General features: G+C 40.8%; 20 protein-coding genes. 8 read left to right on the top strand and 12 right to left on the bottom strand.

The genetic code is table 11. The features are described from left to right. The first annotated feature begins 15 nt into the window (after window positions 1-15). The 4 genes from HUJ22_RS08560 to HUJ22_RS08545 all read left to right on the top strand — a co-directional run bounded on the left by HUJ22_RS08560 (window position 16) and on the right by HUJ22_RS08545 (window position 3,728). The gene (locus tag HUJ22_RS08560) at window positions 16-1,311 is read left to right on the top strand and encodes an MFS transporter (protein ID WP_290876217.1); all 1,296 of its coding nucleotides are present in this window, start codon (window positions 16-18) and stop codon (window positions 1,309-1,311) included. A gap of 140 nt (window positions 1,312-1,451) precedes the next feature. After that, on the top strand, window positions 1,452-1,628 hold the full coding sequence (locus HUJ22_RS08555) for a histone H1 (protein WP_290876215.1): 177 nt from the start codon (window positions 1,452-1,454) through the stop codon (window positions 1,626-1,628). Between the two features lie 119 nt (window positions 1,629-1,747). Further along, a complete protein-coding gene (locus HUJ22_RS08550; protein WP_290876213.1) occupies window positions 1,748-2,257 on the top strand; it encodes a PH domain-containing protein in 510 nt (169 codons plus the stop codon). Then, window positions 2,250-3,728, top strand: coding sequence for a PH domain-containing protein (locus tag HUJ22_RS08545; protein ID WP_290876211.1), 1,479 nt, complete (start codon window positions 2,250-2,252; stop codon window positions 3,726-3,728). Before HUJ22_RS08550 ends, HUJ22_RS08545 begins: the two co-directional genes overlap by 8 nt. Window positions 3,729-3,731: 3 nt before the next feature. Here HUJ22_RS08545 and HUJ22_RS08540 read toward each other — a convergent pair whose 3' ends face one another. From HUJ22_RS08540 to HUJ22_RS08530, 3 genes are all read right to left on the bottom strand, one after another. Beyond that, window positions 3,732-5,501 carry a histidine kinase dimerization/phosphoacceptor domain -containing protein gene (locus HUJ22_RS08540; protein WP_290876209.1) on the bottom strand — a complete coding sequence of 590 codons (1,770 nt, stop codon included), beginning with the start codon at window positions 5,499-5,501 and terminating at the stop codon, window positions 3,732-3,734. Between the two features lie 116 nt (window positions 5,502-5,617). Continuing rightward, window positions 5,618-7,294 carry an energy-dependent translational throttle protein EttA gene (gene ettA / locus HUJ22_RS08535; protein ID WP_366871027.1) on the bottom strand — a complete coding sequence of 559 codons (1,677 nt, stop codon included), beginning with the start codon at window positions 7,292-7,294 and terminating at the stop codon, window positions 5,618-5,620. 76 nt (window positions 7,295-7,370) lie between these two features. Next, on the bottom strand, window positions 7,371-8,201 hold the full coding sequence (locus HUJ22_RS08530; RefSeq protein ID WP_290876205.1) for a ZIP family metal transporter: 831 nt from the start codon (window positions 8,199-8,201) through the stop codon (window positions 7,371-7,373). Between the two features lie 137 nt (window positions 8,202-8,338). Here HUJ22_RS08530 and HUJ22_RS08525 point away from each other — a divergent pair, with 137 nt between their 5' ends. After that, a complete protein-coding gene (locus HUJ22_RS08525) occupies window positions 8,339-9,064 on the top strand; it encodes a hypothetical protein (RefSeq protein WP_290876203.1) in 726 nt (241 codons plus the stop codon). 9 nt (window positions 9,065-9,073) lie between these two features. Here HUJ22_RS08525 and HUJ22_RS08520 read toward each other — a convergent pair whose 3' ends face one another. The 3 genes from HUJ22_RS08520 to HUJ22_RS08510 are packed head-to-tail and all read right to left on the bottom strand — an operon-like array spanning window position 9,074 to window position 12,931. Further along, window positions 9,074-10,180 carry a YncE family protein gene (locus HUJ22_RS08520; RefSeq protein WP_290876201.1) on the bottom strand — a complete coding sequence of 369 codons (1,107 nt, stop codon included), beginning with the start codon at window positions 10,178-10,180 and terminating at the stop codon, window positions 9,074-9,076. Window positions 10,181-10,198: 18 nt separating this feature from the next. Beyond that, complete coding sequence (locus HUJ22_RS08515) at window positions 10,199-10,891, bottom strand: sulfotransferase family 2 domain-containing protein (protein ID WP_290876199.1); 693 nt, start codon at window positions 10,889-10,891, stop codon at window positions 10,199-10,201. A 51-nt stretch (window positions 10,892-10,942) separates the two neighbouring features. Continuing rightward, window positions 10,943-12,931, bottom strand: coding sequence for a hypothetical protein (locus HUJ22_RS08510; protein ID WP_290876197.1), 1,989 nt, complete (start codon window positions 12,929-12,931; stop codon window positions 10,943-10,945). Between the two features lie 221 nt (window positions 12,932-13,152). Between HUJ22_RS08510 and gcvP the strand changes: the two genes are divergently transcribed. Further along, window positions 13,153-16,050, top strand: a complete 2,898-nt coding sequence (gcvP, locus tag HUJ22_RS08505) for an aminomethyl-transferring glycine dehydrogenase (RefSeq protein ID WP_290876195.1) — start codon at window positions 13,153-13,155, stop codon at window positions 16,048-16,050. Between the two features lie 45 nt (window positions 16,051-16,095). On the opposite strand, the gene HUJ22_RS08500 is transcribed toward gcvP, so the two are convergent. Both HUJ22_RS08500 and HUJ22_RS08495 read right to left on the bottom strand, forming a co-directional pair. After that, on the bottom strand, window positions 16,096-16,368 hold the full coding sequence (locus HUJ22_RS08500; RefSeq protein WP_290876193.1) for a hypothetical protein: 273 nt from the start codon (window positions 16,366-16,368) through the stop codon (window positions 16,096-16,098). A 105-nt stretch (window positions 16,369-16,473) separates the two neighbouring features. After that, window positions 16,474-16,914 carry an OsmC family protein gene (locus tag HUJ22_RS08495; protein ID WP_290876191.1) on the bottom strand — a complete coding sequence of 147 codons (441 nt, stop codon included), beginning with the start codon at window positions 16,912-16,914 and terminating at the stop codon, window positions 16,474-16,476. A 170-nt stretch (window positions 16,915-17,084) separates the two neighbouring features. Here HUJ22_RS08495 and HUJ22_RS08490 point away from each other — a divergent pair, with 170 nt between their 5' ends. Both HUJ22_RS08490 and HUJ22_RS08485 read left to right on the top strand, forming a co-directional pair. After that, window positions 17,085-17,900 carry a UDP-2,3-diacylglucosamine diphosphatase gene (locus HUJ22_RS08490; protein WP_290876189.1) on the top strand — a complete coding sequence of 272 codons (816 nt, stop codon included), beginning with the start codon at window positions 17,085-17,087 and terminating at the stop codon, window positions 17,898-17,900. After that, window positions 17,897-18,928, top strand: coding sequence for a glycosyltransferase family protein (locus HUJ22_RS08485; protein ID WP_290876187.1), 1,032 nt, complete (start codon window positions 17,897-17,899; stop codon window positions 18,926-18,928). The genes HUJ22_RS08490 and HUJ22_RS08485 overlap by 4 nt, the downstream gene beginning before the upstream one ends. A gap of 46 nt (window positions 18,929-18,974) precedes the next feature. On the opposite strand, the gene HUJ22_RS08480 is transcribed toward HUJ22_RS08485, so the two are convergent. From HUJ22_RS08480 to HUJ22_RS08465, 4 genes are all read right to left on the bottom strand, one after another. After that, window positions 18,975-19,499, bottom strand: coding sequence for a DinB family protein (locus HUJ22_RS08480; RefSeq protein ID WP_290876185.1), 525 nt, complete (start codon window positions 19,497-19,499; stop codon window positions 18,975-18,977). A gap of 124 nt (window positions 19,500-19,623) precedes the next feature. Continuing rightward, a complete protein-coding gene (locus HUJ22_RS08475) occupies window positions 19,624-21,690 on the bottom strand; it encodes a pitrilysin family protein (RefSeq protein WP_290876183.1) in 2,067 nt (688 codons plus the stop codon). A gap of 32 nt (window positions 21,691-21,722) precedes the next feature. Continuing rightward, window positions 21,723-23,228 carry a pitrilysin family protein gene (locus tag HUJ22_RS08470; RefSeq protein ID WP_290876181.1) on the bottom strand — a complete coding sequence of 502 codons (1,506 nt, stop codon included), beginning with the start codon at window positions 23,226-23,228 and terminating at the stop codon, window positions 21,723-21,725. 54 nt (window positions 23,229-23,282) lie between these two features. Further along, entirely contained in the window at window positions 23,283-24,068 is a 786-nt protein-coding gene (locus tag HUJ22_RS08465; protein ID WP_290876179.1) for a GntR family transcriptional regulator, read from the bottom strand. Between the last annotated feature and the right edge of the window lie 147 nt (window positions 24,069-24,215).

The following is a 24,215-nucleotide window of genomic DNA, read 5'->3' as shown; positions in this document are numbered from 1 at the left end:
TCATAACCCTTGATTATGACCAAACCTGATTCAACCAAAGGCTTACTTGCGTGGGCTATGTACGACTGGGCCAACTCCGCCTACTTCGTAATGATCCAAACCTTTGTGTTTGCGGCCTATTTTGCTCAATCTATTGCTGAAAATGAAACCATGGGGACGACCCTTTGGGGGAATATGATCGGGCTTGCCGGTTTGATTATCGCACTATCTGCTCCATTCTTAGGGGCTATTGCTGATGAAGGTGGAAGGAGAAAACCCTGGATTGTGTTTTTCACCGCTATGTGTGTAATTGGTTGCAGCATGTTATGGTTTGCAGAACCAAGCTCCGAATTCATTTGGTTTGCTTTATCCATGGCATTTATAGCAACATTGGGGGCTGAGCTTTCTTTTATTTTTTACAATGCCATGCTGCCTGATTTAACTACCAGTCTCACTATAGGAAAGTGGTCAGGATGGGGGTGGGCAATGGGTTATGCCGGCGGGTTGCTATGTCTTATTATAGGTTATTTTGGTTTTGTAGAGTATGGATCTGTTGTTTTTGGTTTAGATGAAGAATCTCTGCAAAATGTAAGAATTACTTTTGTATTCACCGGAGTGTGGTATGCTTTGTTTAGTTTACCCATGTTTTTGAAGACCCCGGATACTCCTTCCAAAAATAAGACCATTTCACAGGCTATAACGGATGGGATGAAAGAGCTGAAAAATGGCCTGTCTATGTTGAAAGAAGAGCCGAATATTTGGAAATTTCTACTTGCCCGGTTGTTCTATAATGATGGCCTGGCTACGATCTTTGCTATGGGAGGGGTTTATGCAGCAGGAACATTTGGCTTCGATACCGGTCAGATATTTATGTTCGGAATCGCGCTCAATGTGACCGCCGGTCTCGGTGCATTCGGTTTTGCCTGGTTAGATGATATCAGTGGAAGTAAGAACACAATTGTATGGGCATTGATAGGTCTGATTATACCGGTTGTGGCAGTACTCTTTGTAGAAAATGAGCAATGGTTTTGGATATGGGGGTTAATGCTCGGAATTTTCGTAGGGCCGGTACAAGCATCAAGCCGAACTTTTATGGGTAGAATTGCCCCCGAAGATAAACGAAATCAAATGTATGGGCTTTTTGCATTATCCGGTAAAGTTACTACTTTTGCAGGACCGATTATGGTAGGATGGATTACTTTTCTTATGGGTAGTCAGCGTTGGGGAATGAGTGCAATTTTATTGCTTTTGATCATTGGTTTAGGTTTAATGTATGGGGTAGATGAGATTAAGGGAACAACCCGTGAAGCAGTGCCTATAACCAAGGAGTAAAGAAAAAAATGTATTTACCTACTTATTTATTAAATTAACGCAGATTTTATTACTGTAATTACAACAGTATGTTATAAAGCGGGTATTTTTAGTTCCATGAAATACCTTTAACCGAAATAAAATTAAAAGGAGTACAACATATGAGTAGAATGGACGATATCAACAATGTAGTAGAAGAATTACAAGTTGAAATGCAGAAATTTTATGAGAAAGGAAACAAAGCCGCTGGTACAAGGGCTCGTAAGCATTTGATGACCCTTAAAAATCTTTCTCACGAAATCCGGCAGGAAATTCAAGCGAGAAAAAACGCAATGTAATTTCTTTTATTAAATCTAAAAAAAAGCCACCATTGTGTGGCTTTTTTTATTTTCAACAAATTTTTAAAGAAAATGGAAGTTTATACCTTCACCCAAAATCAAAGCCAAGTTAGCTTAGTATGAATCAAGAACCCGGCACCCGAATCCACGAAAATGCTATAAAAGCATGGACAATTAATGCTTTATTATTTGGACTTTTATGGTTCAGTCCCGCTGCATTTTACATGGGTATTGCTGTTGGGAAAAATTTAAGTATGGCACAAACCTGGTACAATGGAATAGATTGGGTGTTATTCACATCTTTTTTTCTAATAGCGTTAATTTTTTACTTATTAACGGGAATTCTGTTACCAAAACTTCGCTGGCAGCGTTGGAAATATGACGTCTCAGAGAAGGAAATAGATATGCTGCGCGGAATTATCATCAAAAAAAGAACTTTGGTGCCTATAAACCGGGTTCAGCATGTTGATACACGTCAGGGACCTGTTTATCGTAAGTTTGGGCTGTCATCCGTTACCATATCAACCGCGGCTACCACGCATGAAATTCCGGCCCTTGATGATGATACGGCTGATGAATTACGAAACACCATTTCAACCCTGGTAAGAAAGGTAAAAGGCGATGTCTGAATTTAAAAGACAGCATCCCGTAGCTGCTATAACGAGGGTTTTGGACTTAATTCGGCAGAATTTTATAACCATTATAATTCTGCTTTTTATCGGGACCTCCAATACAGAAGGATATTTTTTATACTTTTTGATGGGTGGTTTAGGAGTCGCGTTACTTGGAGGTGCATTTGGTTGGTGGGTATTTAAGTATCGTGTATATGAAGATGAACTACAGATTCGGAAAGGAATTGTTGTAAGGAATAAGTTATACCTTTCTAAAGATCGTATACAGGTTATTGATATAACGGAGGGCTTGCTGCAACGAATGTTCGGTCTGGTAAAAGTAGAGGTTAAAACGGCAGGAGGGGGCACTGAAACAGCAACAATAAGTGCAATATCGAGGGAGGAAGCAGAAGCTCTGAGGACGGAATTACGCAAGAGAAAAAACAGCTTTCCGGGAGAAGATGCATTAACCGAAAATACTGAAGAACCTGAAGAAGAAGTTTTAGGCACGTGGAAATTATCTACGAAAGATTTGGTTTTTGCCGCTTTCACGTCCGGTAATTTTGGATTAATCGCATCCATATTGGGAGCTATTTCAGGACAACTTGACCAAGTTATTAATGAAGAAACCATAGAATATATTTATGAAGCTGCTCCCGGTTATAGTAATGTTACTGTAATAGCCACTTTGGTCATCGTTATTATTATAGTTTCATGGACATTGTCATTTTTAGGAGTGATTTTTAATTATTCTGATTTTCGGCTTCAGAAAACTTCCAAGGAACTTATCATTACTACCGGATTACTGGAGCGAAAGCATATTACCGTTCCTTACGACCGCATCCAGGCGGTTCGGTTTGTGGAGGGAATTATTCGTCAGCCGTTTGGCTATGGAATGGTTTACGTAGAAAGTGCGGGCTTTGATCAGACCCAGAAAGGCCGTTCTATTGTTATGGCACCCTTTATGGCTTCTGAAAGCTTGAGTGCGTTTCTGACTGAATTTTTGCCCGAATATGGAGAACCAGCATTTGAAATAAGCCCCCCTAAAAATGTACTATTCCGATATATACGTCGCCCGAATTATTTACTATTAGTTGCTATTCCATTGTTATGGCTTTTGTTGGATTACGGTTGGTTGATTGGGTTGTTAGTACCGCTTTTAGGATATCTTGGCTGGCTGCGTTATAAAGATGCCGCGTTGGCTGTTGATGAGAGTATTTTACGGATGCGATACCGGGTCTTATCCCGAACGGTAGCTATTGTAAAGAGAAATCGAATTCAAAATGTTGACCTTACAAAAAACCCTTTTCAGATAAGAAAAAACATTCAAAACCTGAGAGTAACGGTAGCATCAGGTGCAGGAGGAATGGGATTCGAACTGGCTGATATCAATGATCGTGACTGTCTTAATATATATAATTGGGTGGTTGGTACAAATGATTATGACAGTCTAAAGGAAATAGATGCCGGGCAGGGTATTGAGGAATGATTTTTAAGTAATATTGCTTGGACTAGTCTTCTCTAATTCAAACCAAATTTTGAACCTGGTCCATTCATCTTGTTCAATTTCCAGCTTCCCATTTATACGTTTAACTAATAATTTTATCAACGTCATTCCAAGTGAACCGCTTTTCGACGCATCAAAATCAGCATCCATTTGATTACCATTACTCTCTACGATAAGCTCCATGCCCCGGTCAGCTTTTTGAAGAAGAATTTTTAAAATGCCGTTTTGGAGCCCACTAAAAGCATGCTTAAAAGCATTATTAATAAGCTCGTTTAGGATTAACCCGATAGGTATCGCTTCATTGATATTTACGGTAATTGGCGTGATATCAATTTTTATATCTATTTGTTTTTCCTTGGATTTGTACGCTTTTTCAATTTCTTCGGTTATTTCAGTGATGTAGGTGTCAAGGGGGATATCGGAGAGAGTGGTTGATTCATAAAGCTTTTCATGAACTTTGGCAATGGATTTGATTCGCGCCTGGCTGGAACTAAGCATTTTCTGGACTTCTTCACTTACTCCGTCTTTTTGGAGCTCTAATAAACTTGAAACTATAGCCAGATTATTTTTAACCCGGTGGTGAATTTCTTTTAAAAGAATTTCTTTTTCATGGAGTGATTCGGTGATTTTCTTTTCCTGTGCTTTTTGAGTCGATATATCCCGAACAGCCCCCACAATAGCATCAGGCTTGCCATTTTCATCCTTAACCAAGGTTCGGACATTGCTTACCCATTTCCAGTTTCCCTCGCTGTCCTGAAGCCGGAATTGCACGACAGGAAGAAAATCACCGTCATCGAGATGGTTATATTTTTCAACGACTTTATTCATGCGCTTCTTGTCATCTGGATGCATAATGGAAAGAATAAATTCAACCCCGCCTTCCATTAAATTTTGAGTATCATATCCAAGCATGCTTTCTAAAGCGGGACTCACAAAAACATATTTTCTGCTTTTCAGATCCATTTTATAAAGTACATCTTTGGAGTTATCGAGCACATTTTTGAATTTTTCTTCACTTTTTTTGAGTGCACTCATCCATATATTTGTGCTTTTATAAAACCGGAGTGTAATCCAAATTCCTATTGAAATCAGCAGTAACCCCAAAATGATGGTAGTCCACCGGAAAATATCATTTACTAACCGAGCCATATTTCCCATAGATAAAGAGAACTGATATTCCAGGTCGGTAAGTTCGTGATCAAGGTCTCTTAAAGCTAAGAGCCATTCCTCCTTTTGCATAAGGCCAACATCTCCCCGTTGGATTTCTGATCGAATTGAATCGGCAAATGTGATTAATTCTTCAATTTTTTTATCAGCGGCCGCCCAAATATCTACAGCTTCTTTAACATGTGAAACATTTTTGAATCGGCGAAAAAGGTTTATCATATCAGGAATATCGTCCGGATGATTTTTCCCTGTTATAAAACCCTCATAGACCGTTTGGTAATCATATTCTTCTTTGAGCAGTTCCTCTCTCGCAATCCGGTCCCCTTCATTTATCTTTAAAACACTTTTGAAGTTTTGATAGTCTCTCTCATTTTCGGTAAGCAGATAATTACTAAGATGAATTGCCGCTTCTTTTTGTGCTTTTGCCCAATATGCTTCACCCGCTACATATGCCCTGATACCTGAAGATGTATTGATAGAAAAGTTAACTGTTAGGATGAGTAAAAGGGCGCAAATAAAGCCAAATACAACAACACTAAAAAGTTTTCGGTCTACATCTAAACGACCTTTTCTGAGATCTTTATACATATTTTATTCTTTTTTAGATGTTTTTGCCCTATGCCAACTATTAAATAAATTTGGTTGATTAGTATCAATTACCAATAATGCAAATCTGCTAAATATAATAAGACCTTCAGTTTAATTTAGCGCATCAACTTTTTGTATTTAATGCGGTGTGGTTGGTCATCAGTAATGCCTAACCGCTGTTTTTTATTTTCTTCATATTCTTCAAAGTTTCCTTCAAACCAATAAACCTGACTATCACCTTCGAAGGCCAGAATATGGGTTGCAATACGATCAAGAAACCATCTGTCGTGAGAGATAACCACTGCGCAACCGGCGAAGTTTAATAAAGCCTCTTCTAATGCACGAAGGGTATTTACATCCAAATCATTAGTTGGCTCATCCAAAAGCAATACATTAGCACCCTCTTTCAACATCTTGGCAAGGTGAACTCGATTTCGTTCTCCTCCTGAGAGCTCTGTTACTTTCTTTTGTTGGTCACTGCCACTAAAGTTGAAACGAGCCACATAAGCTCGCGAGTTTACTTCCCGGTTTCCAAGTTTGATGGTATCCTGTCCGCCTGAGATTTCTTCCCAAATGGTCTTGGAAGGATCCAATGGTCGTTTTTGATCAATATAACCTAATTCAACAGTATCTCCGGTCTCTAATTTACCGCTATCCGGTTTTTCCTGTCCGGTTATCATTTTAAAGAGAGTGGTTTTACCGGCGCCGTTTGGCCCAATTACCCCTACGATACCCCCGGGAGGGAGTCGGAAATTCATGTCCTCAATCAACAAGCGGTCTTCAAATCCTTTGTTAACATGTTCTGCCACTATAACTTTATCTCCAAGCCGGGGACCGGCTGGGATAAAAATTTCCATATCATCCCGGCGCTTTTCATTTTCCTCGGAAAGTAGTTCTTCATATTTATTAATGCGGGCTTTACTCTTAGCACGCCGGCCTTTTGGGTTTTGGCGAATCCAATCTAATTCTTGTTTTAACGTTTTTTGCCGCTTGGATTCTTCTTTTTCTTCCTGCTCAAGTCGTTTTGATTTTTGCTCCAGCCAAGAACTGTAATTTCCTTCAAACGGGATTCCTTCTCCGCGATCTAATTCTAAAATCCATCCGGCAACATTATCAAGAAAGTAACGATCGTGAGTTACTGCAATAACAGTTCCTTCATACCGGGCTAAATGTTGCTCCAGCCAACCCACAGATTCGGCATCTAAGTGGTTCGTTGGCTCATCGAGCAGAAGCACGTCTGGCTTTTTGAGGAGCAGACGACATAGGGCTACACGTCGCGCCTCACCACCTGACAGGATCTCTACTGATGTATCACCGGGAGGGCAGCGCAGAGCATCCATCGCTTGTTCCAGTTTACTGTCAATATCCCAGGCATCAATTCGGTCAATTTTCTCCTGCAATTTCGACTGCTTTTCAATGAGTTTTTCATAGTTGGCATCAGGATCACTAAATGCTGTGTTGATATCTTCATACTCCTTCAGCAAATCCATTGTTTCCTGAACCCCTTCTTCTACAATTTCTTTAACCGATTTTGAGGGGTCCAACTTTGGTTCTTGAGATAAATAGCCGAAGCTGATACCTTTTTGAAAGCTAATATCACCTTGATAGTTTTTATCTTCGCCGGCTATAATTCTCAAGAGAGTAGATTTACCTGCACCGTTTAAACCAAGCACCCCGATTTTTGCTCCGTAAAAGAAGGAGAGGTAAATATCTTTTAAAACCGTTTTATTGGGTTTATAGGTTTTACTAACCCCAACCATCGAAAAAATAATCTTATTGTCGCTCAATGCAATCGTATTTAAATGAAATGATAAGACTTTAAAGGTACGAAATGGTGAACGACTTTAAGAAATCATTTTTAAACCATTATTAACCTAACGCTACATCCAAAACCATCATCAACACAAAGCCACCCATGGCTCCAAGAGTAGCGAGGTCAGTATTTCCGTGCAGTTGACTTTCCGGAATCAGCTCTTCAATCACCACGTAAATCATAGCTCCGGCTGCAAAAGCCAAGGCATAAGGTAAAATAGGCTGTATGAAAATAACTGCAGCGGCCCCGATGACGGCAGAGATCGGCTCAACAACACCGGATATTTGTCCGTAATTAAAGCTTTTGAAAACACCAACACCCTCGCGTCTAAGGGGCATAGAAACCGCCATTCCTTCAGGGAAATTCTGAATTCCGATGCCAAGAGCTAAAACAATTGCTGCTGCAACAGTTGCACCCCCTGCGGTTTCCAGGCCAATAGAAGCTGCACCAAACAGAACCCCAATAGCTAAGCCCTCGGGGATGTTGTGTAAGGTGATGGCAAGTACTAAAAGAGTTGCCCGTTTCCATGAGGTTTCCATCCCTTCAGCTGCATCACGGGGCATTCCAATGTGTAAGTGGGGAAGATATTGGTCGCAAATTCTCAGAAAAATTCCTCCCGCTAAAAAGCCTACAGCAGCAGGCATCCAGGAGATAAGGCCTTGAGCTTCGGCCATGTCAATAGAAGGGATGATAAGCGACCAAACACTGGCGGCAATCATAACACCGGCAGCAAAACCCATCATAGCATCAAGTAATTTATAGTTTACGGCCTTGGTGAAAAAGACTAAAGCTGCACCAAGAGCTGTAACAGCCCAGGTAAAGAGGCCTCCGCTGAAAGCCTGCAAGATGGGATTTAATTCGTAAAACCAATCGGGTATAAGTTCCATAGTTTTTTTGATCGAAAAGATAACAATTCGTGAGGACTTAAAAAATATTTAGCCACAGCTAATTTTGTGTTTTGGAATTATGCACTCAACAAACATATTATTTCCCTAACTTCAGGCGTAAATATTCAGAAGTAATTATGAGTGATAAACTTGAAGCTTTTAAGGAACCTATTGATCAGGGATTAGTCCGAATCTTACTTAGAATAAGTTCTATTGAGTGTGAAGTTGAAAATGATGCCCCTGATTTTGTGAATCCCAAGGAAGACACACCTGCCGTAAAAGTGATTCCAGAAACGAATACATTACATCTTACCGATGTTTTTCAGGAGAGTTATCCGTTGATGTTGAATGAACGAAAATCAAAGGATGGCAAGCTGGTATGGAATTTAGAGCAAGAGGGGATTTGGTTTGACATACCGATGCAGGAAGTAAAAGATATTTGGCTAAGTGATTTTAACTTTTATTTAGAAAGTAAAAAACCCCGGTACCTAGCCTATTACATAAAAGATGTACAACACCGGATTGAGTGGCTGCAAAAGGAGGAAAAGTCCGGAGAGATCCGTTCACTCAGTGAGTTCAAGAAAACCTTTTCCCCGTCACCGGTAACTGATAAAGACCATTTTAACGGCTCTGAGGTTATCAGATGTGCCGACATGATAGGCCGGGCTGTCCAAAAAATTGACATCAGGACCCGCATGGCGATGGTAAAGTTCAATACCGACAAAGGGCGCTTAGAACCATTGCTAATTGAGATGGCTGCAAAACTGGGGTTTTCTATTGAAGCCCTGGACAAAGACACCATCTATAAAGAAGGCGAACAAGGAAATAATGTAAGCCATATTATTTCATTGATAGCCGAATAGGGTAGTGGATTATTTCTGCTTCCAGAAAACAATACCGCCGGCCTGTTTACCGGTTTCCACCACATCTACTCTCTCCAGTTTTTTGAGATCAATGATATCAACAGAACCCGGTTCACCCCCGATGCCTTCGACAGAAATGAAAGCAAATTTATTATCAGGAGTTATGGCAACTCCATGGGTAACTTTCCTGCTGTTTTCGATGTAGGCCAGTTCTTCACCTTTTTCAAGATCCCAAATTCCAACTGCACCTTCACCTTTGTATGATACGACTAGCAATTTCCCGTTGTGACTTACTTCCAGGTTATAAGGACCTTTAGCGGTATTGAAACGACGGGTGATTTCCCATTTTTTCGTATCCACTTCGATGATTTCATTGGAGCCATTTCCGGCTATATAAACGAAAGGTTTACTTGGGTGTGGGTCGGCCCAGGTTGGTTTTTCTACAGGACTGTGATTCATATTCGAATGATCCATGGCCTCTTTTTGAAAATGGTCCATTTGAGGGGAGTCTTGACCAAGACTGAGTGTTCTTTTTACTTCCAGCTGATATGCATCAATTTCATATAATTCGTCCGTCATCATTGAGACATGGTAAGCCACATCACCTTCAGGACTTATGCGAGTACCGTGAGGCATGATACCAACAGGAATATCGGCAAGACGCATCATTGTTTCGGAATCAACAACCGAGAGTGTACTTGGTTTCATATCTCCGTGGAGATTAAAGTTGACCACGTACACCAGTCCGGTTAATGGATTGTAGTCCATACTTGCCGGGAACATGCCTAATTCAACTTTTGCGATAAACTTGTTAGTTCCTGTTTCATATTTCCAAAGTTGGCCGTAGGGTGTGCCATGTGCAATGGTAACAAACCAATATTTACCATCTGAAGAAATCGTTAGTCCGTGAGGCCCTTCATTTTCTTGTGGCCAAACGCCAACGTCAATGGTTTCTGAAACTGCAGCCTCTCCTGTTTCCGCATTAAAATGGATCAGTTGAACTTGATCATCTGACTCTGCAGCTACATACACATAATAATCTTGGGCAAAAACAGAGTCAGTAAAAGCTAAAGCGCAAAAAAGGACAAGAGTGAGTAGAGATTTAATGAAATACATATAGGTGATATTGGAAAATTAATTATCTAAACGGGGATAGAATAACTTTACGTCTTTATGGTAAATTTTTATGATTCTTTTTTTGTCTTCTGAATTTAAAGTAAAATCAATTTTGGGTGATTTATTTTTATAAATCAGATCTTCTTCTGAAATAGAAAGGTCGATTTCATTAGCTATTTCCAGGAAATCATTGCTAAAGTTTTCAAATCGTCCGAGATAATCGATATTATTTAAATCGATAAGCTTATTTTGTGGGAGCAAGTGTACATCTGCACTTTCAATATTTTGATTTTCTACCCATGAAAGAAATGATTCAAAATTTTTCATTTTGGGATACTCATCTTCAGAAAATTCAAAATAGTTCCTTTTCAGTACCATCCCTTTCCAAATAGATATAAAACGGTCAATCGGATTCCTGATAAAGGCAAATTTGAAGAAATTTGAATAAAGTGAGGGTATATAACTCACTTCTGAACTATAAACATAGCCTTTATCTGGGCTTTCCTCTTTAAAACAATAATTAATGGTACGGCTGGCTACTTTATACGTTCTAAACCAAAGAGTCTTATAATCATAGCAATAAGAAATATGATATTTATCCTTTTTTAAAGGAGATACTATATACTTATTGAAGTAGTAATGTTTAAGGTTTTCTTTCGTTAGTGGTTGCATATCAAAATTATTTAAAAAATTTTGAGTAGAGATTGCCATTTCATAGTAAAACCAAAAGCCTGATAAAAAGGCTTTTGGTTTTAAAAATCCTTAATTGGTGCCTTGTGATGATTCTTCGACTAATTTAATTGCCCATAATCCCGAGTTCCAGTCTGAGATGAAAATATGTCCTTTATAAGGCTGAGGTCCCCATGTAAACGGAGCATTCGGCACGAGGGCATCCGGGTGGGTAGGTTCGAACTTGGCTATTTCCCGTCCTTGATCGTAAAGATTGCCCATCAATTCTCCGGAAATATCTACGATTCGAAGACCGGCATTATAGTAAGCCACAAATAACAGATCATCAACTACCCAGAAATTATGTGTCCCGGCTTCAGGAACTTGGTAACGAGCTACTTCTTTGGGTTTTTCCCATCCGTCAAATTTCACAAAGTGAATCCAGCCAGCCGCGGCTACCGGATTATTTCGGGAAGGCAATCCTTCCGGAAATGCTTCATCGCCCGCAATCACATAAAAATCACCTGTGGATTTACTTTTGAATGGAAATGCTGCATGATTCCATCCACTTGGATAGGAATAGCTGCCAAGTTGTACGGGATTCTCCGGAGATCCGCCGGCGTCAGCCAATTCACTGTCCCGGCTGCCAATATCTACAGCAACAACGCCGTCCCTCCAGTTAGAGGAGTAGGCAATTCCGTCTTCAATCCAAACATCGTGAATGGAATGGCCGGGAGTATCCAGTTCAAACCTTCCAACCGTTACCGGATTTGTTGGATCTTCAATATTAATGATATCGTATCGGCGTCCATTGTTTACGGCATATACATGATCCTCATAAATAAAAGCATTATGAACACCGCCGGTTAAACCTTCGTTATATTCTGCCAGTATTTTAACATCTCTCGGATTGGTTACATCAAGTACTACCATTCCGTTTTTACGATCGGAAGCACCTTCACGGGTGATTACCCCAATGGTGCCGTCTTCAGAAATTTTCACATCATTGACAGTGCGGGCATCAACCCTCACTGTATCAATGGGAGTAATATTGGAGGGGTCTGTGACATCCCAAAAATATGCATCACCGTTAGCACCCCATGTTCCGGTTATGGCATAGTCACGGCCGTCAACACCTTCCCATATCCACAGATCTGAGGTGTGAACATCGAGAACTTCTCCATGTCCGACCAATTCAATATCCCGGGCTACATTTCGATCTCTGACTCGAATAATTTGATCAGTTACTACATCTCCGGATCTTGCCGAAAGGGTGAAAATACCAGGCTTATTAGCCACGAATTTTCCTTCTTGAGAAATCTGTCCTTCTGCACCCTGTCCTAAGTTATCATCCGGTTGTGCTACAAAAGAATAGGTAATGGGAGCATCGGTGGTTTTCCCATTGCTTGCTTTTGCTACAGCATTTAGAGTTATGACATCTCCGGTTCGGATACTGGTTTCTTCATTCTCAATTTCGATCGAAGCAGTAGGATTGTTTTTGACGTTTACAACCAAGGTGGCTTTTTTACCTTCTGATTCGGCTATTAGTTGAACTTTCCCCATTTTTAGAGCCATTAATTTACCATGCTGTACCACCGCAACTGATTTATTATTGCTGGTGATAGTGAGGTCAGGGTTTTCACGAACAAGCCCCATTTCATCAATTACATTTACCCGCAGATCAATGGTAGTTCTTGAGTAGATGTTCTTAGGGACATCAATGAATTCAACCTTAGCAATTGGCGGATATGGAACTTCAATTTCAAAAGATTTTGTCACTCGCTGATCTCTGGGCCCTGATCGCAGCGCCAAAGCGGAATATGTTCCCGGCTTATTGGCTTTTACATAGCCATCACGGGAGACTTCAAGATCCCGTCCATTTCGGGAATAAAAGAGAATGGTATCAGGTAGTGCTTCCCCATTCTCATTTACTAAAGTTGCTTGTATGTGAAGCTCACTTCCGACTTCCACAACAACAGGATCGGGTTCAATTACAATTTTTAAAGAGTTGGTTTCCTGTGCAAAAGTATGTGTAGTTCCCAAAAGAAGAACTGTAACCAAAAGTTTTAATGCTTTTCCCATAATCAGGTAAAATTAATTAATGAATTTTGTGATTTTAACAAGTCCTATAATAAATCAAAAATTTTAGAGAAACTGAATTAAAGTGATATTCAAAAACTGCTTTTTTGAGCTCATTTTTCCTTATTTTGAAGAATCCTGTTTTTTAAATTATTTAGCTGAAATTTAACGGCTTTAATATGTGTTTCATTCATCAAAAAAAATCACCCCATTTTTCTATATAAATGAATATCAATTTCGATAAAGAAGTATTTGCTCACCGACATAACGGACCTAATCAGGAAACAACAAAAAAAATGCTGGAGGTTATTGAAGCTGAGTCGTTAGACAAGCTGATTGACGAAACCATTCCCGAAGGCATTCGCTTGCAAAGACCTCTGGATTTGCCGGAGGCTTTAAGTGAAACTGATTTTCTTACCGAATTCAGGAAGTTGGCTGAGAAGAACAAAATCTATAAATCGTTTATCGGGATGGGATATTATGATACCCTGATGCCGAATGTGATTAAACGAAATATCTTGGAAAATCCGGGTTGGTATACGGCATATACTCCGTATCAAGCAGAAATTGCACAGGGGCGTTTGGAAGCACTTATAAATTTCCAGACTACGGTTAGTGACCTTACGGGGATGGAATTGGCCAACGCTTCTTTGTTGGATGAAGGAACTGCTGCTGCTGAGGCAATGAGTATGTTGTACGGGCAACGAAAAGGTAAAAAGCGAAAAGAGGCAGATGTATTTTTTGTCTCGGGATTATGTCATCCGCAAACTATTGAGGTTCTTCAAACCCGTGCTGAACCCATTGGTGTTGAAGTAAGAATTGGCAGTCATAATGACCTGGATGTCACTGATCCTAAATTGTTTGGAATATTACTTCAATATCCTGCAACAGATGGCACTGTTGAAGATTATACGAGTTTAATTTCAGCTGCACATGAAAATAATGTTTATGCTGTCGTGGCTGCTGATTTGTTGAGTTTGACTTTGTTAAAAGCACCGGGTGAAATGGGAGCGGATGTAGTGGTGGGCTCTTCACAACGATTTGGAGTCCCGATGGGATATGGCGGGCCGCATGCTGCCTTTTTTGCCACAGAAGAAAAATTTAAGCGACAAATACCCGGACGAATTATAGGGGTAACCCAGGATGCCGAAGGGAAACCGGCATATAGAATGGCTTTACAGACTCGCGAACAGCACATTCGTCGAGAAAAAGCAACGTCCAATATTTGTACCGCACAGGTTTTGTTGGGGGTGATAGCCGGGATGTATGCCGTTTATCACGGGCCGGAAGGCTTGAAGAAAATTGCTTCAAAAGTTCATGGTTTAACAAAGTTGACTAAAGTCGGATTGCATAAAATTGGAGTGAAGGTTGAAACTGAGACTTTCTTTGATACCATTACGGTTGAAGCTGATGTGGCCAAAGTTAGGGCAGTGGCGGAGAAGTACGAAGTTAACTTTCGCTATACCGGTGAAAATCGAATCGGGATTTCGTTTGATGAAGCCAAAAACCTGGAAGATGCAGAGCTGATTTTAAACATCTTTGCGGAAGCGCTGGGCAAGAAAAATGATTTTGATGTTGAAGCTGAATCCAAAGCTGCAAAAGTAGAATATCCGGAGAACCTGAAAAGAACTACGGGTTATCTCGACCATCCGGTATTCAATTTATATCATTCTGAGCATGAAATGCTTCGTTATATGAAGCGATTGGAGAATAAAGATTTATCTCTGGTTCACTCCATGATTTCTCTCGGTTCTTGTACTATGAAATTAAATGCAACGGCTGAAATGATCCCTTTAACCTGGCCTGAGTTCGGACAGATTCATCCTTTCGTGCCGCGTGAGCAAGCAGCGGGATACACTCAGCTGTTTGATGAACTGAGCGATTGGTTATGCGAAATAACAGGGTTTGAAGGAATGTCGCTCCAGCCAAATTCCGGTGCTCAAGGAGAGTATGCCGGCTTGATGACCATCCGCGAGTATCACAAAAACCGGGGGGAGGGTCACCGAAACGTGGCATTGATCCCCTCTTCGGCACACGGGACAAATCCGGCAAGTGCGGTAATGGCCGGGATGGAGGTTGTAGTTGTAGCTACCGATGATCATGGAAATATTTCCAGCGATGATCTTGAGGCTAAGGCGGAAAAACACAGTGACCGGCTGGCTGCTTTGATGATTACATATCCATCAACTCACGGAGTTTTTGAACACCGGGTAAAGGATTTCTGTAAAATCATTCACAAACATGGTGGACAGGTTTACATGGATGGGGCCAATATGAATGCTCAGGTTGGCTTGACAAGTCCCGGCGAAATTGGAGCGGATGTTTGCCACCTGAATCTACACAAAACATTTTGTATTCCACACGGTGGTGGCGGTCCCGGCATGGGGCCCATTGGTGTAGCCAAGCACTTGGTGCCGTTTTTACCTTCTCACTCTATAATCAAAATTGGAGGAGAAAAAGGAGTGAACGCAGTTTCAGCAGCCCCATGGGGAAGTGCCAGTATTTTGACGATTTCACATGCCTACATCCGAATGATGGGGGTAAATGGGCTGACTGATGCCACAAAATATGCCATTCTGAATGCAAATTATCTGAAAGACCGCCTGAAGGATCATTATGAAATTCTTTACACCGGAAAAACCGGACGTTCAGCTCACGAGTTTATTGTAGACCTCCGCCCATTCAAACAATCGGCCGGAGTGGAATCAGTGGATGTAGCCAAACGATTGATGGACTACGGCTTTCATGCCCCAACCATGAGTTTCCCGGTTCCGGGTACGCTGATGATTGAACCGACTGAAAGTGAATCTATGGAAGAACTTGATCGTTTTTGTGAGGCTATGATTTCGATCCGCAAAGAAATTCAGGAAATTGAAGATGGCATTGCAGACAAAGAAGACAACGTGTTGAAGCATGCACCCCACACCCAACGTGTAATTGCTGTGGATGAATGGACTCGTAGCTATACGCGCGAAAAAGGAGCCTTTCCGCAGGAAGAACTCAAGTACGACAAATTCTGGCCGGCTGTCTCTCGTGTTGATGATGCGTATGGAGATCGGAACTTGGTTTGTTCTTGCATCCCGATGGAAGCGTATGAAGAGGGGATTGAGGTGGTTGAATAACGAATATTGAAGATTGAACACTCAGCATTGAATGTTCAATGTTCCCTAACGCCATTCCTCTGGGTCAAACCACCAGTACCCTTCGCGGGCGTATTCGGTACGGGTTAGGAACTCGCGGAGATCTTTTTCTTCCAGGTGAGGATTTTCGGCGAGGGCTCGCCTGAATTCATGCCATAAATCAAGATGTTCATCAAGTGCCGGACCGCTTAGCATAAGCTGGTAAAAATCATTTTCAAGCGTATTTCGGGAACGCCCCGGTTTCCAAGTTTTAGCTTCAAAAATTGCATCGTTCAGGATGCGCAGTGCAGATGAATTCATAATTGCTAACCTATTAAACTCCCAAAGCTGCTTTAAAAAGGGAATTAACTAACCTTTGCCGGCAAATATCATGATGTATCGGGTAAAAGGAAAGGAAAAGAATCGTTAAGTACTTACTGAGCTTTCAATTTTTATATCTCCTTCCAGGGTACGGTGAACCGGGCATTTTTTGGAAATTTCCAACAGTTTTTCTGTTTGTTCTTGGCTGAGGTTGCCTTTCAAAATTAATTCTTTTTCGATAACATCAATTTTGCTTTCAGGATCTTCACAATTAGCGCAATCTTTGTCGTGACGTTTATTATGGCGAAGTTCAAGATAGAGATCTTCCAGTTGCCATCCTTTACGATTTGCATACATTTTCACCGTCATTAGAGTGCAGGAGCCGAGGCCCATTAACAGATAGTCGTAGGGATCGGGACCGGAATCTTGCCCACCTTTAACGCTTTCCGGTTCATCTGAGAGGAGTTCATGTTTTCCGGCGCTTAAGGTAGTCTTAAAAGATTCATTTTTGGGAAGATGTACGTGTACTATTTTTTGCTCATTCATGGGAATGCTAAAATTTGAATATTGAATATTGAATTATGAATGAACGTAAATAATATCATCAATTAATTCTCATTCATAATTTCCTAACACCTTGGTAATTAATTAATAACAGTTACGATAAGGCTTCATAATATACTTAGAAGATATTTGGTGAAAAATCATCTAAGGCTATGAAACGAACGCTCGACACAGTTGTACTGTCTGATATCCATCTCGGTACTGTGGGCTGCCATGCTGTGGAACTGGTTCAATATCTGAATTCCATTGATCCGAAGCGAGTTATTCTAAACGGTGATTTCATCGATATGTGGAATTTCCGTAAATACTACTGGCCGGACGCTCACATGCATGTCATCCGAACGCTCATCACCATGATGACTAATGGAGTGGATATTTACTATCTGACGGGCAACCATGATGAAACCTTACGAAAAATTTCAAACCTGCAACTTGGACCGCTCTTTATTCAGGATAAACTGGTGTTGAAGATGAACGGTGAAAGCGTATGGTTTTTCCACGGAGATATTTTTGATATCACCATGAAGTACAGCAAATGGGTAGCTAAAATGGGCGGAAAAGGCTACGAATTGTTAATCTTGCTAAACCGGTGGATGAATAACATTTCTGAAAAAATGGGATATGGAAAATTTTCTCTTTCCAAAAAGATCAAAGATAGCGTAAAGCAGGCAGTCAATTTCATCGATGATTTTGAAGTGACTGCAATGGAGCTGGCTATTGAGGAGGGCTACGATTATGTGGTGTGTGGTCACATTCATCAACCCAAAATTCGTGGGTATGAAAATGAAAAGGGATCAGTGATTTACCTGAATTCCGGTGACTGGGTGGAAAATTTAACTTGCCTGGAGTATGATGGAGCCGAGTGGAGTCTGTATCGTTACGGTAAGGATGTTTTGCTACAAGAAAATCCACGGGTGAACATGTTGATGAAAAGCCACACCTTTAATCATAAGGTGATGATCGGATGAGGATTCTGTACGGCGTACAGGGAACCGGCCACGGCCATATAAGTCGGGCAAGAGTAGTACTTCCCAAACTTCGTGAATATGCAGAAGTGGATGTACTCATCAGTGGGTATAATTTCAAAATGAATATCGATGGGCCAGTTCAGTATAAAGCAAGAGGACTTAGCTTTGCTTACGACAATAACGGTAGTGTGGATGTGCTCGAAACCGCTCTTAATCTTCATCCATTAAGATTCATCCGAGATATTCAAACCCTACCGGTTGAAGCGTATGATTTTGTTGTAAATGACTTTGAGCCGGTTACCGCATGGGCTGCACAGAGTGCTAGAATTCCCTGTGTGGCTATCAGTCATCAGGCATCATTTCTATCGGGAAATTCACCTAGGCCTGATAAACGATCTGTGATGGCTGAACAGGTGATGAGGCACTTTGCGCCGAGTACAGCGGCTGTGGGATCTCATTATTTGAGGTATGATGATTTCATTGCTCCACCCATTATTAGAAGACATATTCGTGATCTTCACCCGAAGCCGGGGGGGCACGTTACCGTGTATTTGCCAGCATTCAATAATAAAATGTTATATACCATATTTAATCAGGTGAGAAAAGTGGAATGGCATGTTTTTTGTCCGGAATGTGAAAAGGCTTACATCAGAGAAAATGTAAAAGTAAACCCGCTGGGTAAGGAGACATTTCTGGAGAGTATTGAAAATTGCTTGGGGATTGTTTCTTCTACAGGATTTGAAACGACCTCTGAAGCCATGTTTTTAGGGAAAAAATTACTCACTATTCCTATTAAAAAACAATATGAGCAGTTGTGTAATGCTGCTGCTTTGAAAAAAATAGGCGCAAAAGTGGTATATCAGGTTGATCAGTATTTTAGCCAAACACTTTCAGATTGGATCGAAGAAGGACGGGCTTTGAATCTTCCGGAAATTTCGGATGAAGAGGAGTTGGTTCAGAAGATCATACATTTGGGTTTAGGTAAGGTGTCTAAGCAAAAGAGTTTTGAACAATCAGTAGTAAATTGACTCACACCCTTCTTCGAATAGGTCCTCTAAAGGCATCAATCTATCGCTACAAATACTTCTCTTTAATAATGTTGATATGATGCAGTTCGTGGCCGGCAATAATAAAAGGAATAGAGCGGACCGTGAATTCTACTCCGCTGGCTGTTCCTTTCTGTAAAAGCATTTCTCTGGTCATATTTTGGAATAAGTGAACACTCGAAATACGTACAGCCATATATTCATTTGCCAGATTATTAATGGTTCGTTTATTGTAATTCGAATATTTGATGTACTCATCCTGCTCCATCGGAGGAAGGGGACTTGGGTCACGCCGGGAGAAGGCTAAAGCCCGATAAGAGAATACACGCTCGGTTTCAATCATGTGGCCTATTATTTCCTTTATAGTCCATTTCCCCTCTTCGTAAGCAAAAAATGCTTTATGCCCCGGTATTGCATTAATGAAGGTGTACATTTCATGCATCTGGGTATTTAGTGTTTCAATAATATTGTTCTTGGGAACATGGGCTACATACTCGGCATAATAATGAGCGTATTCTGAATCTGATGGATATTCGTTATCCCAAACTGACATAATGTTTACCTCTAAAATTGATTTACCCTAAATATATAGGACAAGTATTTAAATACGAATTTAAAACCCGTACTAAAGTAAAGAAATACGGGTTTTAACATGTAAGTTTGATGAAGTTAAATTTTTATTCGGTTCCATGACTTTCAACTGATACTTCTGCGGCTACTTCTCCATCTGTATAAGTAATTGCGGAGTAAGCGTATGCAATGCCATCTACCACTTTCCAGTCAAAAAATACGGTTTCGGCTTGTTGACGTTGTCCGGTTTGCGGGTTCATTTCTGAATACCTGGTGCGTGCCGGTAAAGCTGTTTCTTTATTCAGTAAATAAGTCACCTGTACCCCATCGTTTTTAACGCGAAGAACAGCGTAATTTTTGCCCTCTACGGTTTCCTCTCCAAGGTATTCAGCTTTTGCAACATCTTTATTAAATGCGATGGCAAGATAGCTGCGTTTCATTTCTTTCAATATTGGTTGAGCCATCTGCGAAGGAAGCGGTCGTTGTTGTCCCATCATGCTTAAGGTGCCGCTGCCGTTTTCGAAACTAATACTCATTTCGCCCTGTGGAGTTTGCATAGTTCTTTCAGAGGAGTAATTATTATAATTAGTGACAGAAGAACTTTGTAATTCCATATCACCCATTGGTGTTTTTTGAGTAATAGTTGCTTCTTCACGAATCGCTTCTGCTTCGGTTCCGGACGCTATGATGGCATCCGACATCTTGTTCAACCACTGTTGCCCCTGGGCTGCATCTCCGGCAGTTTCTTCTTCATCAGAAGGTGGCTCAGGAATAGAAATGTCGATTTCATTTACTTTACCGTATTTTTCTAACTGATCACCGATTTCATCTTTATTGCCTACGACCAAAATCTGCATTTCATCCGGTTTCAAATACTCCCGGGCTACACGTTGTACATCTTCTATGGTCGTAGCTTTTATTCCTTCCATAAGCTTATCAAAAGCATCCGGAGAAAGTCCGCTATACTCGTTGTTGATTCGCTCGTTCAGGATTTTGGACTTACTGTCGTATCGAAATACCAAAGAGTTTAAGAATTGATCTTTAGTGTTGTTGAGTTCTTCTTTGGTGATAGGTTCTTGCTGAAGTCTTTTTACTTCATTCAAGATGGCATCAATGGCCTCAGCTGTAGTGGAGCTTTTTGTCATAGTAACAAGCCGAAAGGTGCCAGGGTAATTGATATTGGTTCCATAACCACCACCCACTGAATAGGCTAAACCAAGGTTGGTTCGCACTTCCTGGAACAATCGGCTTGAAAATCCACCGGCCAGCACTTCATTCATTACCTGAATGGCAGGATAATCCGGGTTTTCTCGTAAACCTCCAATATGTCCCATAGAAACATAACTCTGGTTTACATCTGATTTGTTTATAAAGTTTATGGTGGAGGGAAAATCATAGTTTATTTCCGGATATATGAGATTGGTTGGACTTCCTGTTGGAAAACTCCCAAAGGCTTCACGCAATTTTTGCTTCATTTCATCAGTATCAAAGTCACCAACTATACCCACTGTCAGGTTTGAACCGACAAAAGCATTTTCGTGAAGTTCAATCATGTCTTCACGGGTAATATTATCTATAGTTTCGTATTCGGTTTGGCGGGTGTAAACAGAATTCTCCCCATAAATCAATTTTTGAAATTCCCGGCTTCCTATCTGAGTTTGGTTATCGTTACGGCGAGAAATACTGCTTTTGGCTTGAGTTTTAGCAAGATCAATTTTGTCTGTAGGGAAAGCAGGATTTTGTAAGACGTCCACAAAAACAGGGAGTAAATCGTCAAAATCTTCTTTCAGAACATTTAAACTTGCTCCCCCAGAGCCGGTTCCGATAAAAGTAGAGATGTAAGCGGCATTATCTTCCAGCAGTTTATTAAGTTCGTCGGCCGGGTAGTTAACAGAACCTCCTTCACGCATTACGCTTCCCGTCATGCCGGCAAGCCCTGTTTTATCTTCCGAAACCAAAATACCACCGGTTTTTACTGTCACCCGCACATTTATGAGGGGCAGTTCCTTGTCTTCAACCAGGAGGAAGTTAATCCCATTATCAAGGTTGAATTCTTCTACTTCCGGCATTTGTATAGGATTGATTTCCGGAAACTCAATCTCATGATATCGCTTTTGCGCAGAAATGGGTAATGCGATAAGCAATGCAAAAATAAAAATGGTTAAACGTTTCATAATAAAATCCATTAGGCAGTTAAAATATTGAATTAGGAATCAGCTTGTACCGTAGCACCTACGGTTCGGGTGTCTTTGACTAAGTATTTTTTTGTAACACGCTGCAGGTCTTCCAAAGTCACCTCATTGATGCGATCCAATCGTAAAAATACTTCTCTCCAGTCACCTTTGGTTGCATGTGTACTTGCGAAGTTACTGGCCAGTCCGGTGTTGTTATTAAGTCCGCGAATAATTCCTGCTCGAATATTAGTACGGGCCCGATCTAATTCTTCCTGGGTCAGTGCCCCTTTTTTTACTGACTCTATTTCCTCATAGATTGAGTTCTCAAGTGAATCTAGTTCCACCCCTCTGTTAGGCACAGCAAGAGTTAGGAACATAGAACCATATTTACTTCCCGGAAAACCATTAAAAGCAACAACTTGTAAAGCAAGCTGGCGATCTTCAACCAATTTTTTATAAAGACGTGATGTGCGGCCATTTGAAATAATATTCCCTACTAAATTCAATGCTTCAAAATCAGGGTGAGACTCTTCAACACCATGATATCCGATTAGCATAATAGGCTGTGAGTTTCCTTCAATACTGAAGCGTCGTTCACCTCGTTGTTCGGGTTCGATAGTAGTAACTATAGGTGCCGGTTCGCCTTCCCTGAGATCACCGAAATACTCTTGAGCTAATTCCCTCATTCGGCTAGGTTTTACATCACCGGCAATAGCAATAGTGATATTACTTGGTACGTAGAATTTGTCATAAAAATCACGAGCATCTGCAATGGTAGTGGCAGTAATATCAGAGTTCCAGCCTACTACAGGGCGTCCATAAGGGTGAGCAGTATAGGCCACGGCTAAAAATTCCTCAATCAATCGTCCGATTGGATTAGAATCAGTACGCATCCTGCGTTCTTCGCGAACCACCTCTTTCTCAACATAAAACTCACGATAGGTTGGGTTTTTGAATCGGTCTGATTCCAGGTTGAACCATAATTCAGCCCTGTTTGAAGGGAGGCTATAAAAATAATTTGTAAAATCAGCACCGGTAGAAGCATTTAAGCCTGTACCGCCATTTTGCTCAATAATTTGGGAGAATTCATTATTGACTACAAATTGCCTTGATTCCTCCTGAAGTTCCTGAAACTTTGTCCATTTTGCATTCAGGACAGAAGAATCCGGATTGGCTTTATATTTTTCACGAAGCCACTCCTGATACACCTGATCCATTTGATCGATCACCACTTTCTCTTTTTCCCAGTTTGTGGTGCCGATATAATGAGTACCCTTAAATGCCATATGTTCAAATATGTGTGCAATACCTGTATTTCCAACCGGTTCATTAGCTCCGCCTACATCCACATGGGTGTAGAAACTTGCAACTGGGGCATCATGCCGTTCAATTATAATGAAGTGCAATCCATTATCTAGCGTAAACTCGGTTACTTTATCTTCAAACTCCTCCAGGTACTGTGCTTGAATCCCCGAAAAGGAAAACACAAACGTTAGCATCAGCATGGAGGTTGCCATTATTCTCTGTGTTTTTTTCATTTGACCCACAATTAGTGAACAGTTATAAGTAGACGGAAAATGCTGTTTATGTTGTTATTTAGCAAACTTCGGAGAGAATTCCTTGAGGGGTAACCCATCTTTAGAGGAAGTTTCAGATTCATCATTTCGGGAAAGCTCCATTACATAGGAAACGTGGGCCGGATTGTAATATCGCTTTTGAAAATAAACCTTTTTGTCACCGGTGGTTCGTGAGCAACGGTCAATTTCCAGAACGGCATCATTTTGGGAAATATTTAGTTGATTCGCAATATAGTCGTCGGCATTGATGGCAGTAATTTTATAACTACCGGCAAGAATGGGAATCTCATATTTTTCTTCAATCACATTGTAGATGGTTTGAGTGGTTAGGTCTTCATCAAATAGAAGTTGGCCATAGCCGGGCGGAAGCCATGTGATGTCAAACGCTACGGGTTTTCCACTGCCGAGGCGAATACGATCCACACGGATGAGTTTCATATCAGGGCGAACTTCCAGAATCTCATTTACCTCTTTAACGGGATCTACTTTTTTTAAACTGATGAGCCGGGAACTGCTTTCCAAACCGGCAAGGCGCATATCCTCCGAGAAATCTGTCAGCCGGACAAGGTTACTCTTCATATTCTGATCATTAACAAAAGCGCCTATACCTTGTTTGCGATAAATCAGCCCGTCATTCTCCAAATTTTGCAACGCGTGACGGACGGTTACGCGGCTTACCTTAAAGTAATCACAAAGACGGTTTTCAGAAGGCAGTTTCTCTCCGGCTTCATAATTTCCCTCAGTGATTTCTTTTTGCAAATGCTGTTTAACGTATTCGTGTTTAGATGATTGTTGTTCCATAGATCAAATTTTTATATCAAAGTCTTGGTTACCAGTAAGGGCGCATTGCAATTCGCCCTTACTGGTAAAATCTCGCCAATTAACCTCAATGCAATATACTTGTTATAACATGTTGTTACAAATCAAAAAAACCCAGTATCATTGGAA

It is taken from the genome of Gracilimonas sp. (assembly GCF_014762685.1).
Taxonomy (GTDB): Bacteria; Bacteroidota; Rhodothermia; order Balneolales; family Balneolaceae; genus Gracilimonas.
Note: the sequence above shows the minus strand (reverse complement) of the source record. Positions and strands in the feature narration are given on the sequence as shown.

Excerpts from the sequence above, each read along its gene's own strand:
- HUJ22_RS08560 (WP_290876217.1), top strand. The coding sequence starts at position 16 with ATGACCAAACCTGATTCAACCAAAGGCTTACTTGCGTGGGCTATGTAC.
- HUJ22_RS08555 (WP_290876215.1), top strand. The coding sequence starts at position 1,452 with ATGAGTAGAATGGACGATATCAACAATGTAGTAGAAGAATTACAAGTT.
- HUJ22_RS08550 (WP_290876213.1), top strand. The coding sequence starts at position 1,748 with ATGAATCAAGAACCCGGCACCCGAATCCACGAAAATGCTATAAAAGCA.
- HUJ22_RS08545 (WP_290876211.1), top strand. The coding sequence starts at position 2,250 with ATGTCTGAATTTAAAAGACAGCATCCCGTAGCTGCTATAACGAGGGTT.
- HUJ22_RS08540 (WP_290876209.1), bottom strand. The coding sequence starts at position 5,501 with ATGTATAAAGATCTCAGAAAAGGTCGTTTAGATGTAGACCGAAAACTT.
- HUJ22_RS08530 (WP_290876205.1), bottom strand. The coding sequence starts at position 8,201 with ATGGAACTTATACCCGATTGGTTTTACGAATTAAATCCCATCTTGCAG.
- HUJ22_RS08525 (WP_290876203.1), top strand. The coding sequence starts at position 8,339 with ATGAGTGATAAACTTGAAGCTTTTAAGGAACCTATTGATCAGGGATTA.
- HUJ22_RS08520 (WP_290876201.1), bottom strand. The coding sequence starts at position 10,180 with ATGTATTTCATTAAATCTCTACTCACTCTTGTCCTTTTTTGCGCTTTA.
- HUJ22_RS08515 (WP_290876199.1), bottom strand. The coding sequence starts at position 10,891 with ATGGCAATCTCTACTCAAAATTTTTTAAATAATTTTGATATGCAACCA.
- HUJ22_RS08510 (WP_290876197.1), bottom strand. The coding sequence starts at position 12,931 with ATGGGAAAAGCATTAAAACTTTTGGTTACAGTTCTTCTTTTGGGAACT.
- gcvP (WP_290876195.1), top strand. The coding sequence starts at position 13,153 with ATGAATATCAATTTCGATAAAGAAGTATTTGCTCACCGACATAACGGA.
- HUJ22_RS08500 (WP_290876193.1), bottom strand. The coding sequence starts at position 16,368 with ATGAATTCATCTGCACTGCGCATCCTGAACGATGCAATTTTTGAAGCT.
- HUJ22_RS08495 (WP_290876191.1), bottom strand. The coding sequence starts at position 16,914 with ATGAATGAGCAAAAAATAGTACACGTACATCTTCCCAAAAATGAATCT.
- HUJ22_RS08490 (WP_290876189.1), top strand. The coding sequence starts at position 17,085 with ATGAAACGAACGCTCGACACAGTTGTACTGTCTGATATCCATCTCGGT.
- HUJ22_RS08485 (WP_290876187.1), top strand. The coding sequence starts at position 17,897 with ATGAGGATTCTGTACGGCGTACAGGGAACCGGCCACGGCCATATAAGT.
- HUJ22_RS08480 (WP_290876185.1), bottom strand. The coding sequence starts at position 19,499 with ATGTCAGTTTGGGATAACGAATATCCATCAGATTCAGAATACGCTCAT.
- HUJ22_RS08475 (WP_290876183.1), bottom strand. The coding sequence starts at position 21,690 with ATGAAACGTTTAACCATTTTTATTTTTGCATTGCTTATCGCATTACCC.
- HUJ22_RS08470 (WP_290876181.1), bottom strand. The coding sequence starts at position 23,228 with ATGAAAAAAACACAGAGAATAATGGCAACCTCCATGCTGATGCTAACG.
- HUJ22_RS08465 (WP_290876179.1), bottom strand. The coding sequence starts at position 24,068 with ATGGAACAACAATCATCTAAACACGAATACGTTAAACAGCATTTGCAA.